Source organism: bacterium (assembly GCA_021372535.1).
Taxonomy (GTDB): Bacteria; Latescibacterota; Latescibacteria; order Latescibacterales; family Latescibacteraceae; genus JAFGMP01.
This window is the reverse complement of sequence record JAJFUH010000149.1, coordinates 50505-63580: the sequence shown is the minus strand read 5'-3', so window position 1 is coordinate 63580 and position 13076 is coordinate 50505. Positions and strand designations below refer to the sequence as shown.

11 protein-coding genes are annotated in these 13076 nt (G+C 53.0%); 2 read left to right on the top strand and 9 right to left on the bottom strand.

The window, feature by feature from the left end:
* Positions 1-30 precede the first annotated feature (30 nt).
* The 9 genes from LLG96_13275 to LLG96_13235 all read right to left on the bottom strand — a co-directional run bounded on the left by LLG96_13275 (position 31) and on the right by LLG96_13235 (position 8549).
* Entirely contained in the window at positions 31-1281 is a 1251-nt protein-coding gene (locus LLG96_13275) for a GAF domain-containing protein (protein ID MCE5251182.1), read from the bottom strand.
* Complete coding sequence (gene thiL / locus LLG96_13270; GenBank protein MCE5251181.1) at positions 1278-2279, bottom strand: thiamine-phosphate kinase; 1002 nt, start codon at positions 2277-2279, stop codon at positions 1278-1280. The genes LLG96_13275 and thiL overlap by 4 nt, the downstream gene beginning before the upstream one ends.
* A gap of 161 nt (positions 2280-2440) precedes the next feature.
* Positions 2441-3247 (bottom strand): 4Fe-4S binding protein, encoded by an 807-nt coding sequence (locus LLG96_13265; GenBank protein MCE5251180.1) that lies wholly within the window; start codon positions 3245-3247, stop codon positions 2441-2443.
* 6 nt (positions 3248-3253) lie between these two features.
* On the bottom strand, positions 3254-3403 hold the full coding sequence (locus LLG96_13260; protein ID MCE5251179.1) for a hypothetical protein: 150 nt from the start codon (positions 3401-3403) through the stop codon (positions 3254-3256).
* An 11-nt stretch (positions 3404-3414) separates the two neighbouring features.
* Positions 3415-3996, bottom strand: a complete 582-nt coding sequence (locus LLG96_13255; GenBank protein ID MCE5251178.1) for a thioredoxin fold domain-containing protein — start codon at positions 3994-3996, stop codon at positions 3415-3417.
* A gap of 331 nt (positions 3997-4327) precedes the next feature.
* Entirely contained in the window at positions 4328-5506 is a 1179-nt protein-coding gene (locus LLG96_13250; GenBank protein ID MCE5251177.1) for a class I SAM-dependent rRNA methyltransferase, read from the bottom strand.
* Positions 5507-5610: 104 nt separating this feature from the next.
* Positions 5611-6180, bottom strand: a complete 570-nt coding sequence (locus LLG96_13245; protein ID MCE5251176.1) for an HAD family hydrolase — start codon at positions 6178-6180, stop codon at positions 5611-5613.
* Entirely contained in the window at positions 6173-7618 is a 1446-nt protein-coding gene (gene rfaE2 / locus LLG96_13240; protein ID MCE5251175.1) for a D-glycero-beta-D-manno-heptose 1-phosphate adenylyltransferase, read from the bottom strand. Before rfaE2 ends, LLG96_13245 begins: the two co-directional genes overlap by 8 nt.
* Before the next feature lies 1 nt (position 7619).
* Positions 7620-8549, bottom strand: coding sequence for a hypothetical protein (locus LLG96_13235; protein MCE5251174.1), 930 nt, complete (start codon positions 8547-8549; stop codon positions 7620-7622).
* A gap of 560 nt (positions 8550-9109) precedes the next feature.
* Between LLG96_13235 and LLG96_13230 the strand changes: the two genes are divergently transcribed.
* A complete protein-coding gene (locus tag LLG96_13230; GenBank protein MCE5251173.1) occupies positions 9110-9952 on the top strand; it encodes a formylglycine-generating enzyme family protein in 843 nt (280 codons plus the stop codon).
* Positions 9953-10174: 222 nt separating this feature from the next.
* On the top strand, positions 10175-13003 hold the full coding sequence (locus LLG96_13225) for a heparinase II/III family protein (protein MCE5251172.1): 2829 nt from the start codon (positions 10175-10177) through the stop codon (positions 13001-13003).
* The last annotated feature ends 73 nt before the right edge of the window (positions 13004-13076 follow it).

Sequence of the window (13076 nt, the reverse complement as noted above, 5' to 3'; positions counted from 1 at the left end):
ACAGCTCTGATAGAATTTGCATCATTGTTCTTATTTAATCTCAAGGCTTGGAATTTCAACTGTTACAACTGTACCCCTGATATCACTGCCCTCATTCAATGACCGTATTGAAATCCGCCCTTTATGATCCTCGATAATGGCCTTGCAGACAGCCAGCCCGAGTCCGACGCCATCTGGTTTGGTAGTAAAAAAAGGCTCGAAAATACTCCGGAGTACATTCTCCTCGATTCCCTGTCCGTTATCCCTGAACTGGAGTGTCACGATGTCCCTGCTTTCCGGTTCATTGGATATAACGCCCGAGCTTACAAGAAGTTCCCCTCCTTCGGGCATGGCGTCGCGTGCGTTCAGGACGATATTGACCAGCACCTGTTTGAACTTATCCCGGTCGGCTCTGATGTTGGGCAGTTTGGAGAGGCGTTTACGTATTGTAATCCCCCTTCCATTAAAATCATCGGAATGGAGAAGCAAAATATCATCGATCATTTTATTGATATCGACCTGTTCCAGCCGGAGTTTACCGGGCCGTGCAAACTGGAGGAGGTCCTCGACGATCCTGTCGAGCCGTTCAATCTCTTCGAGAATAAGATCGATATACTGTCGCCGTTCATCGTGATTGCCTGTTTTCCGAGCAAGAAGCTGCGAGGCTCCCTTGAGCCCGGCGAGCGGATTGCGCAGCTCATGTGACAGCGTTGCGGAGAGACGGCCGAGGGCAGCCATTTTTTCTGATTCCACGAGTCGTTCGTGGGTGCGTTCTATTTCTTTTTTCCCCTCGAGTACGCTCTCGTAGAGACGGGCGTTATGAATCGCTCCCGAAACCTGATGGGCAATCGTTTTAAGGAGACGGCGCTCGGACTTCCGGAAGGAGCGGGGATTCTCCGTCTGAACATTCATGACACCGATGAGCTCATCCTTGAACCGGAGCGGTACACTGAGGAGCGAACGGTAACGGTCCTCGCCGGTGATAGGGAAGTACATGTTTCTTCTGTCCATGGTTACGTCCCGGACAGCCACGATTCTGCCCTGTTTTGCCGCCCGTCCCGTTATTCCTTCACCAGGAAGGATTTTAACGTGACCTATGGCGTCTTCCTTCAATCCCCTCGTAGCTTCGAGGACGAGGGAGCCTTCATCGGAATCCCACAGGTAGATCGAGCACACATCGACCTTCATGATCTCCGCCGTTATCTCCACGATATGCCGGAGAATTTCGGATGTGTCCAGTGTCATGGCTACCAGCTCGCCGATTCTCGATACGGCGGCCATTGTGTCTCTGCGCTTATTCATGATTTGAAATGCTCATACCCTTTAACGGTGATCGTTTTAACAGAGCCGTCCCGCATCCGCACTGACATCCCTTCGGAAGGCCCGGTGATATATCCGATTCTCGTCACAGGGCAGCCGAGAACATTTCCCGCTGCCGGGAGAGACGGATCGCGCAATGTGAACAGTAGCTCGAAGTCTTCCCCCGCCGTCAGCGCGAAATCGAGGGGATTTCTCCCGTGCTTCTCCATGAGGCGCAGAAAATCATCGGAAAGCGGGATGCAGCAGGCATCGACAACCGCGCCTGTCCGGCTTTCCTCGCAGATATGGCCCAAATCCGATGCAAGCCCGTCCGAAAGATCGATCATGGCGCCGATCCGGTACGTTCCGGTCAGACTCCTCGATAACGCAACCCTCGCTTCCGGGATTACGAATTTCTTCTTTAATGAGTCGCAGCCTTCCTCGCCGTGCTGAAATGCCAGGAGCCCTCCCATGGCATCGCCGAGGAAGCCGGTGACATATACGGCGTCGCCTGCCTGAGCACCGGAGCGGGTAACCATGCGTTCCGGCTCCACCGCTCCGATAACAGTAACCGTGATAGTGAGCGGACCCGGAGTCGAGGTTGTTTCACCGCCGCAGACCGGACAGCTGTAACCGATACCCGTCTTACTCAACCCTGCAAAAAGACTTACCGCATCGTCGAGGAACAGCCCCGGCGGCATCGACAGCGAAACGAGCGTATAGAGCGGTATCCCCGACATTGCCGCAATATCGCTAACGGAAGCCGCCATGCACCGGCACCCGATGTCGTGATAATCCGACCAGGCCGGATTGAAATGAACGCTATCGACAAATGTGTCGGTGGTTGAGAGCATCAGCCTTTCGCCGGGAAATTCCGTCACGAGACAGTCATCACCAGCGGAACGGATGATTGTCCCTCCCTCGATGGGCATCATGCTTCTGATACGGTTAATAAACTCAAGTTCACCGATTTGTGCAAGTGTTGGTTTTTCGCTGTTCATACCGGAAATATCCCGTTTGAGACAAACCATGTCAAGGCATTTTGTGAAGTATAATCGGTGAATTATGAACGATTCAATCAGTCGGGAACAGGGATACAAGCACTACGGTTCATGTAATGTATACCGCCGGAGAGATAAACAATCAACACAACGGCGAAAGATCAATCAGTGTGGGCAGGATGTGTATAGCATTCACGGCATTTGATGCAGTTGTGTGAATCGACATCGCGGGGATCGGTGATGTGGACAGGGCATGTCCTGAGATTGTAGTGGGGACGGTCACCGTGAAGAGCCCCCGGATGCCTGAAGAACAGGGAAATGCGGTTGAACAGGCCGAACAGCGCCCCGAGCGGGCAGAAGGCACGGCAGAACGGCCGTTTGATGAATACCGCGACGGCCAGAATCAACACGAGAATACCGATTTTAAACCAGAACCACCAGCCGATCATTGCAAGAATCCCGCTCGAACCTCCGAAGATTCCCGCGTCTGCCGACCGCGAATCGAGCCATGCGCCGGTCACGATGGGTATTCCCGCTTCAAGGCTCCCTGCGGGGCAGAGTGTACAGAAGAAGGGTTCTTTAACGAGTGGCGGCAGAATAATAACCATGATTATGAGAACGGCATATTTACCGTACCCGACGAACCGGGGCATCCTTGCCTTGAACCGTGATAACCTTCCCAGCAAATCCTGGAGGAATCCGAACGGGCAGAGGTGGCTGCAGTAAAACCGCCCGGCGGTGACACCGAAGATCGCTACAACACCCACTGCAAAGAACGGCAGGACACCGATAACGAAGAAATGCTGTATGGTTCCTATCGGGCAGGCGCCCTGCGCGAGCGGGCATGAATAGCAGTTGAGCACCGGTACCGGAAGCCATGGCAGCGTCAGATGCCCGACAAAGGGAAAATTAAAGAGTACTGCGCCGGTTATCTGCCACCATAATCTTTTGATTCTGCCCAAAACCATGTCGGTCTATTTCAATCCTATGCATGAAAAACAGAGTATGGTGGCATTTGAAATAACATCGAACACTTCTTCACGCATGACACCGGCTGCTATGAGTACAACCGAAAGCACGAGAAGTGAAATCTGTACAGTCCGTTTGCTGTTGAGCGCTGACATATCGTCCCCGCTTACTTTCTGGATTTCATATAGTCCTGGAACGAGACATTCTTTTTATATACTTCGTCTTTGATAAAATCGAGCATCGGACCGAACGTGTCTTTTTCGATGAAACCCGGGACAGGCCGCATCGGCTTCAGTTCTTTATCAATGAACAGGAATGATGGAAAACCGGTCACGCCAAAATATTGTGTAAGCTGCGGGTAGGTCATGGTTTTACCGTCATATGTACCGCTCAAATCGCCTTTTTCGGCATTGAGCCTGATGCCGATCCATCCATCGGCAAGGCGTTTTTTGATCTCGGGAGCGGAAAAGGTTTCCTTGTCCATTTTCTTGCAGTAAACGCACCAGTCGGCATAAAAATCGACGACCACCGGCTTCTTTGTTTTTTTAGCCTCCTCGATTCCCTTGTCCCAGTCGGTAAACCATGTAAAATCGACCTGCGCTTGCTGTTCTGCCGTGGTGTTCTGGGCGAGCTGAAGCGGTTTCGGGGCCGTATTCTGGTCGGCTTCGGGAGTTTTGTTTCCGCTGCCGCATGCGAAGAAAAATGCGGAAGCAATAAATACAACCGGTACAGCAAAAGAAGATCTCATTGGTTTTCCTTTCGAATGATGAGAATAATTATAACACCTATAATAATGAAACGCTGAATAAAAAGCAATGTTCCCAAAAATTATAGTAATATAGCTAAAAATATATTATATATTTTTTGTGACGGTTTTTTCTGCCCGGATTATTCGTGAAAATATCTCTCCACAAAGAGACATAATAGATTATTAATACTAATTTTAGTGACAATTAATCATTGACACCAAAAAGATATTTAAAAAACAAATCCGCGTAAATCCGCCTGATCCGCGTAAATCCGCGTTCTATTAAACTTTGTGAATTGACGGGTTAATTATTCCTGAAAGGCTTTCCTTATCATCCTGTAACCCGGAGAAAAATACCTTTCAGGTATTCACCCTCGATATGGCAGACATTGAACGGGTGATCCTGTTGGTGGGCTGTCTGTGCGATGACCTGCGCCTGACGACCCGAATCGGTGACCGCCGCGTACACGATCTGCCGGAAGAGTGTCATGCCGATATGGTACGAGCAGGAGAATGTCGCGAGAATGCCGCCGGTATTCATGATCTTAAGCGCTCGGAGATTGAGGTCCTTATATCCGCGGGCGGCTTTATCCACCATGGTTTTTTTTGTCGCGAAGGCGGGGGGATCGATAACGATGCAGTCCCACGTGGAGTTCACGGAATTGAGGTATGTAAAAGCATCCTCTTTGATATAATCCCCCGGGAGGCTCCCGAAACCGTTGAGCGCCATGTTCTCGCGGGCGAGTGAAAGCGCCGGGCCCGAAGAATCCACCGAAGTCACCTCGTTCGCTCCTCCCGCGGCTGCGGCCACGGAAAATCCGCCGGTGTAGGAAAAGAGATTGAGAATCCGTTTCCCGACCGTATGGCTCATGAACAACCGCCGTGCATCACGCTGGTCGAGGTAGAATCCGGTTTTCTGGCCGTTGAGCAGGTCGACGCGGAACCGGAGAGCGTTTTCGACGATTTCCACCAGATCGCCCGGCGACCCGGAGAGGATTCTGCAGGCCGTTTCGAGTCCCTCGTCATGACGGGCGGACGAATCGGAGCGCTCCACGATGAAAGACGGTTTGATAAGATCAACGATGCAGGCGAGCACATCCTCCCGGAAAAATTCCATACCGCTCGTGAGAAACTGTACAACGACGCCGTCCCCGTAGCGGTCGACGATGAGCCCGGGGAGAAAGTCCCCCTCGGAGTTTATAAGACGGCAGGCGTTCGTCGAATCATTAGTGATACCTTCGCGGAGGGACAGCGCCTGACGTATCCTCACGGCGAAAAAATCCCGGTCGACAGTAACCCGTTCCCGCGAGAGAATCCGGCAGGTGATCCTCGACTGCGGATTGACATATCCCGTGGCGAGAAAATCACCGACAGACGATACGATTTCGCAGGGCTGGCCATCCTTTTCGAGACCCTCGATACGGCCGACCGAACCCGAATATACCCAGGGATTGCCGTTGAGAACGGGTCTTTCTCTGCCGGATTTCAGGATTACACGTGCGGGATTCATGGTACTTCCGTTAAAAAAAGGCAGAAGGTAAAAGGTAAAAGGCAGAAGTAAAAAAAAATACTTTTTTCGTGTCCTGTCTCTCGAATTCTGTCGTTATGGGTAAATCATCGTGAACCGGATTCTCTGATTACGATGTCCGCTGCTTCCGAAAGATTACCGGCCCTGAATTCACCGGGCTCGAACTGAGTCCGTGGACTGTCGGCGCCGGGGCCTGTATCGATGAGGATCGTCCGTGTTCCGGCGCGACGTCCCGCCTCCATGTCACGGAGAGAGTCGCCGATCATGAATGTTCCGGGCAGTGTAATGCCGTGCTCCAGCGCTGCCCTGAGTATAAGGCCCGGTTCGGGTTTACGGCATGAACACCCGTCCGAGGTCTGGTGCGGGCAGTGATAGATTCCGAGTATCGAGCCGCCTTCTTTCCGGATACGGTCGAGCATGAACGAATGGAGTTTTTCGAGTCCCTTTTCGGTCTGTATACCCTTGGCGATGCATGCCTGATTGGTGATGACGATTATCCCGAAGCCGGCTTCGGTCAGCTTTCTGATTCCTTCAAGCGCCCCCTCCGCCCACTGCCACTGGTCGATGGTGGTCGTGTAATCCCCGCGTTCCACATTGATAACGCCATCACGGTCCATAAAGACGAAACGGCGGGGTTCTGCCTGTCTGTCATTCATGGTTGTACTGATCTTTGATGCGGTTGATGATCGATGTCGTCGATGTATTTTCCACGAGCGGTATGAGGGAAACCGTCCCGCCGTACGACTCGACGATATCATGGCCTACTACTTCATCTTTCGAGTAATCGGAACCCTTGACGAGTACATCGGGACGGATGTCCCCGATTAGATTGGCAGGGGTGTCCTCATCGAAAAGAATGACATAGTCCACGCATTCGAGGGCCGCGATGACATGGCTCCGCTCCTCCTGGGGGATGATGGGACGGTTCTCGCCCTTGAGCGCGCGGACGGAACGATCCGTATTGATGCCGATGACGAGGACATCGCCGAGGCCCCGGGCTTCATTGAGGTAGGTAATATGACCCATGTGGAGCAGATCGAAACACCCGTTGGTAAATACGATACGGTTGCCGGTTCTTTTCAGCTCGGCGATGCGGGGCAGGAGCGTTTCCCTGTCGACGATTTTTTCCGATGCAGTCGGGCCGAACGCATATGCCATGATTTCCTTTGGCGAGGTTGTGGCGGTGAAGTGTTTTCCGACCACGATTCCCGCGGCGATGTTGGCGACTGTGCAGGCATCCTGCAAAGAGGCTCCCGCGGCTGCGGCAGCGGAGAGTGTGGCGACGACGGTGTCTCCGGCGCCGGTGACATCGTATACCTCGCGCGCTCTCGAGTGGATATACACAGCCGGTGGGGTCTTTTCAAAGAGAGCCATACCTCCGGAACCGAGAGTCACGAGTATATTTGATATGGAATGTTTTGCCATCAGGGCGCGGCAGGAAGGTTCGAGCGCATCACCAGAAAGGGTGCGGACACCCGCAGCAGAAGATATCTCGGAAAGATTCGGCGTTAAAAGGTAAGAACCGGCGTACAGGCCGAAATCGGAGGACTTCGGATCGACGATCACACGACGGCCTGCTCCCGTCAGGCCTTTTACGAGTCCCGGCGTGACCAGTCCCTTTGCGTAATCCGATATAACGACAATGTCGCCGTGACTGGCAAGAATCATGTCGATAAGGCGACGTTCGAGTGTGCTGTCAATTGGGGCTGTCGTTTCATGGTCCACGCGGAGCACCTGGTTGCCGCGGGCGATGAGCCTCGTTTTACGGGTCGTGGGACGGCCGGGGACGGTGACAAGCCCGGAAGTATCGACACCCGATCCGGACAGCGTCGTCCTGAATCTGTCGCCGTCGGAATCGTCGCCGATTATGCTTATCAGGTGCGCCCGCGCGCCGAGTGCGGAGATGTTTACCGCCACATTCGCCGCGCCGCCGGGAACGTACATCCTTTCGTGTTCCTCGATGATGGGTTCGGGCGCTTCGGGACTTATCCGGTGGGAGTCGCCGATGATGTATTCATCGAGCATGATGTCTCCGACAACCGTAACCGAGGCGGTGACGATGTCATCGAGGAGCATTGCCAGACGTTTCCGCATGTCATGACCTCTCTTTTTCGAGGAGCACCGCCGATGCGAGCAGGGGAAGCATTATCTCGTGGTGGCCGACGAGGTTTATCGCCTGAGCGCCGGTCAGGCCGGGCCGTTTGAGGACGTTCTCTGATGGACGGTAGTGGCTGATCATATCCATGTTGATTGTGGTGAAACGGAGCACTTCATGGCCCATGTTGCGTACCGCCGAAAGGGCTTTCAGAAAAACCTCGGGCAGAATTACCGCCGACCCGAGGTTGATGAATACGCCATCCTCGAGCCGTGCAATATGGTCGGTGAAGGTTGAAAAATCCATATGGCTCGCTTTTCCGAGCACAGCGCCGTCCGCCTTCGGATGAACGTGGATGGTGTCGGTTCCCATGGCGATGTGGACGGTTATATCGATGTCGAGCCTTGATCCGGCTGCCTGTATGCTGAGATTTGAGTGAGGGTATCCGGCCTGCGCTATGAAACGGCCGACCGCGGCGCCGGCTCCGAGACCATCGTTCACTCCCGAAGCCATCGCCTCGTTGAGAATACGCCCTGTCTCCTCGACCATGCCGAACGAGCCGTCCTGAAGGGTTTCAGCGACATCCTCCGAGGTTTCCCCGATGTACGAAAGTTCGAAATCATGAATCGATCCGGCGCCGTTGAGAGCGACACAGGTGAATATGCCCCGTTCCATGAGCTCGATGATTACCGGGCTGAGGCCGCATTTGACCGGATGAGCGCCCATCGCAAGAATAACCTCGCTGTTTTCGACGGATGCGTGTGCTATGGCACGGGCGGCACGCTTGAGATTTTCGGCGCCGAGGACTTCGGGAAGGGAATCGTAAAAATCGGCGAAACTTTTCCCCGTCGGGATAGAACCGAGATGGGAAACGGTCACTTTATGGGTTCTGTTACGGATCGGGAATGTTTTTATTTTAGAAAAATCCACGTTTTCATCTCCTCGCGATGATAAAAAAGTCATACCTGTTTAAGGTATTTAATAATAATACAGGAGTCGATGCTTTGCAACAAAACAGTTTCGGCGGGAAAACCGATAAGATTTTTTCGATTTCATGTATTGAATACCCCCATCGATTCTTTTGCGATCCCCTGAAATCCATATTGAAATGTATAGTAATACATTGATTATAAAGAGAATATAGACTTTGGAACCTGGTGAATTTTAATCCCGTTGAAAAGCCCCTCGCTCACAACCGGTTTTCGGAAAAAGAATGTGTGCTGTCCGAGCGTGCCGCAGATTCGCGAGTTCACACATTCCCGAAAAACGGGCAGTGAACGGGGAAAAGGCTTTTCACGGGCGCCTTTTCCTTTGGATACTTTCCTTTAGGCGCGCAAAGGAAAGTATCATATAAAAAGTCTTATTATAAAATGGGGGGGTGCCGGTATAGATTCTTTTGCTTGAAAAAGAAATTTTTATTGACGTATATTGTATTGTCAGGTTGTTATGCTGTGAAAAGATGAAAAAACTTACAGCGCAGGAGAGTTATCATGTTTGGGAAAACGATTGGTTTGATGACAGTACTTTTTCTTCTTGTTCTGACGGCTGCTGAAACCGGAGCAGAAGGACAGAATAAACAGTTGAAACGACAGGATGTGCCGTTCAAGACCACCAAAGGAATCACCATGATTTCAATTCCCAGTGGCAGCTTTCAGATGGGATGCGAAGATGGCGAGGATGATGAAAAGCCTGTCCGTTCGGTGACGCTCGATGCGTTCGAGATGGGGGAGACCGAGATCACGCAGGGACAGTACAAGGAAATCACAGGCGAGAATCCCTCGTATTTCACCGGTGAAGACCGGCTTCCCGCTGACCGTGTTACCTGGATCGATGCGGCGAAATTCTGCAACAGGCTGAGCGAAAAACTGGGGCTCGGGAAGTGTTACGATGAGAGCACATGGGCGTGTGATTTCACCAAAAACGGATTCAGGCTGCCGACCGAGGCGGAATGGGAGTATGCATGCAGGGCTGGAACGTCGACTCAGTATTATACGGGAAATGAAGAAGCAGACCTGGCAAAGGCCGGATGGTATGGGAACGACCGTGGAAATGCCGCTGAAAAGTCTCATCCTGTCGGTCAGAAAGTGCCGAACGCATGGGGATTGTACGACATGCACGGTAACATTCTCGAATGGTGTTTCGACTGGGAAGGAGAGTACACGAGCGGGCCCCAGAATAATCCGGCAGCTTCCGAGGGAGGCGGTTACCGTATTCTGCGCGGCGGGAGCTGGTTCAACAATGCTTCCTACTGCCGGTCGACATTTCGTATCGGCGACAGGCCGGACCGCACAAGCAATTTTTCAGGGTTTCGCGTTGCCCGGAGAATGAAGTAAGTCTGTTGATACCAAGATGCGTTCAATGAAATTATATATATAGTGAGCAATAGACCCCGGAATAAAATCTGGGTGGTATAAGAGCCGTCATGCTGAACTTGATTCAGCATCTTTCAGAATCGTAAATGATTTTATGTGGTAATTCTGCCGGAAAAAATGTTCCGTTGTTTTTACAGGGAGCGTACTTATAAAAATCTTTCAGCCATGGGAGGATTCCGGTCGATGCGATACATATACCTGACCCTGTATATAATCACCGCATGTATTCTATTCTCCGATACACCAGCAGCGCAGACCGTCGCCGGAAAAACACACAGCGTGCTCTATACCGCGGACATGGTTCGGAAAGCTCGCTTGAACGCTGAAAAGTATCCCTGGGCGGCGGAGATCAAAAACAGTATCGTTTCGGCGGCGCAGCCGTGGATGAAATACTCCGACGACGAGCTCTGGAACATGATGTTCGGCAATACTATCAGCCGCTCGTGGATGGTATGGTCGGACGGATACTGTCCGGCCTGCCATAAAGATGTCCGCATGTATTCATGGAAAGTCGATGCTCTCGGGATGCCATGGAAAGTGCAGTGTCCGCACTGCGGGGCGATTTTCCCCACGAATGACTTTTATGCGTTTTACCGCTCCGGTCTCGATGAGCACGGCGTATTCATGCCCGCCCGTGCGGACAGGAAGCTGCTCTTCAACGCCGAACATCCCGATCCGGCCGATTCGCTCCATCTGTTCGGGGTCGATGACGGCGAGGGATATGTCGAGGGTACCAAACGCTGGCGTTTTATCGGCGCGTACCTCATCTACGGCCAGTGGAAACAGGCGATTGTGGCCGGAATACGTGACCTCGCCGAAGCGTACACTGTCACCGGGGACAAAGCCTATGCCCACAAGGCGGGAATTCTCCTCGACCGTGTGGCCGATCTCTACGGGACCTTCGATTTCGGGAAGGAAGGCCTTGTCTACGAACGGAAAGGCGCTACCGGGTATGTGTCGACATGGCACGACGCCTGTGTGGAACACTATCAGATCGTCATCGCCTACGATCAGGTGTTCGAGGCGCTCCGCGATGACCGCGAGCTTGTCGCGTTCCTCTCCGGAAAAGCGAAAGCGTACGGCCTGTCCAATCCGAAAACATCGTTCGGTCTCATCCAGGACAACATCGAGAACGGCATACTCCGGGATGCCATAACAAACCGTCACAAGATCAATTCCAACTATCCCGCCACGGAAGTATCCCTTGCCGTGACCCACACGGTGCTCGGCTGGCCGGAGAACCGAGGGGAAGTGTACGCGATCATCGATACCATGGCTGAAAATTCCTCCGGGGTGGACGGTTTGAGCGGCGAGAAGGGGCTTGCCAGCTATTCATCGTATCCCATCAATATCCTCGCCCATTTTTTCGAGATGTTCGCCCGGATGGACTCGACATTTCTCCCGGATATTGTGGAACGTCACCCGAATCTCCGTAAAACCTGGCGGTTCCATATCGACACATGGTTCAACGGGGAATACTATCCGCTCAGCGGCGACACCGGGGGATTCGCCCAGAAGGTAACCTCTTATCCAACCGCACGGACAACCAGAAGCCCGGGCGTCGATACATCGATGTTCAGCTTTCTCCGGGACCTCTACGTTTTGACCGGCGATCCCGCATATGTACAGGTCTTGTACCGTGAAAACGGCAATTCGGTCGACAATCTGCCATGGGACCTTTTCGCCGATGATCCGGAGGAATTCCAAAAAACGGTCGCCGATGTCATAAAGACAAAGGGAACCACAATCGAGGTCGGCAGCGTAAACAAAGAGCAGTGGTGTCTCGCGATAATGCGTTCGGGCAGGGGAGAGAATGCCCGGGCGTTCTGGCTCGATTACGATACGGGGGAGCGTCACAGCCACATCGACGGCATGAATCTCGGCCTGTTCGCAAAAAGGCTCGACCTCCTGCCGGAAATGGGCTATCCTCCCGTCCAGTACGGCGGCTGGGAATCGCAGCGTGCGCTCTGGGTCAGGAGAACAGCCGCTCACAACACGGTCGTGGTCGACGGGAAGGATCAGGACAATCCGCGGACTCGCCACATCGGCAGAACGACCCTTTGGGCTGATGGAAACCGTTTCAGAGCTATCAGGGCCTCGGCGCCGGAGTTTTACGGTATCGAGCAATACGAGCGGACTGTCGCGCTCGTCGATATTTCGGATGAGGACTCGTATCTTATCGACATATTCCGCGTGGTCGGCGGAACCGATCATGCAAAATTCATGCAGAGCCATTTTGGCTCGATAGCGACGAAAGGACTATCCCTGAAACCCGCCGCCGATTACGGGCACGACACGATCATGCGCAATTTCAGGGTTGACGGTTCGCCCGCTCCCGGGTGGGAAGTCGACTGGAAGGTCGAGGACAGGCTCGGTTATCTTCCGAACGGCTCCGATATTCATGTCCGGTACTGCGACCTTACTGAGGGCGCGCAGGCGTATACGGCGGAAGGGTGGATAACGGTCAGCTCATACAACGAGAATCAGGAGCTCTGGATTCCCCGCATCATGGTCCGCCGTCAGGCAGAAAAAGCCCCGCTCGTTTCGACTTTTATCAGTCTCATCGAGCCGTACGGGAAATCATCGAACATTTTGCGTATCCGCCGGCTGCCGCTCGTTACGGAAAACGGAAAACCCTATCCCGATACCAATGCGGCGGTCGAGATAAGCCTCGCTGACGGCCACAGGGATGTGTTTGTCGCCGCGGATGTCGAAAATCCCCTCAAACTCGCTCCGTCAAGGGCGTCCGACAGGATTCTTGCTGTACGTGAACCTTCAATTCTGTTCGATGGGGAGCTCTGCCATGTCCGGTATGACCGTAACGGGAAGGTTACTTATGTAGCGCTGTACGGGGGCAAATCGCTCAGGGCGGGAGAACTGGAGCTTTCCCTTACAAAAGAATCCGGCTTCTTTGAAATAAGTATCGAAGGTGCGGGCGCAAAAGTACTGGCCGGTGATTCCGCGGCTCTGGGATTTATAAAAGTCGGCGGCAAAGCGCTGCCAATACAATAATTCGTCGTTTCACCGACCGATACGGCCGATTCATGAGAATGACAGAGTATTTCCGGATGGCCTGACAGTCGGA

Bases quoted from the DNA above. Each gene is read 5' to 3' on its own strand.
- LLG96_13275 (MCE5251182.1), bottom strand. From the start codon at position 1,281: ATGAATAAGCGCAGAGACACAATGGCCGCCGTATCGAGAATCGGCGAG.
- thiL (MCE5251181.1), bottom strand. From the start codon at position 2,279: ATGAACAGCGAAAAACCAACACTTGCACAAATCGGTGAACTTGAGTTT.
- LLG96_13265 (MCE5251180.1), bottom strand. From the start codon at position 3,247: ATGGTTTTGGGCAGAATCAAAAGATTATGGTGGCAGATAACCGGCGCA.
- LLG96_13260 (MCE5251179.1), bottom strand. From the start codon at position 3,403: ATGTCAGCGCTCAACAGCAAACGGACTGTACAGATTTCACTTCTCGTG.
- LLG96_13255 (MCE5251178.1), bottom strand. From the start codon at position 3,996: ATGAGATCTTCTTTTGCTGTACCGGTTGTATTTATTGCTTCCGCATTT.
- LLG96_13250 (MCE5251177.1), bottom strand. From the start codon at position 5,506: ATGAATCCCGCACGTGTAATCCTGAAATCCGGCAGAGAAAGACCCGTT.
- LLG96_13245 (MCE5251176.1), bottom strand. From the start codon at position 6,180: ATGAATGACAGACAGGCAGAACCCCGCCGTTTCGTCTTTATGGACCGT.
- rfaE2 (MCE5251175.1), bottom strand. From the start codon at position 7,618: ATGCGGAAACGTCTGGCAATGCTCCTCGATGACATCGTCACCGCCTCG.
- LLG96_13230 (MCE5251173.1), top strand. From the start codon at position 9,110: ATGTTTGGGAAAACGATTGGTTTGATGACAGTACTTTTTCTTCTTGTT.
- LLG96_13225 (MCE5251172.1), top strand. From the start codon at position 10,175: ATGCGATACATATACCTGACCCTGTATATAATCACCGCATGTATTCTA.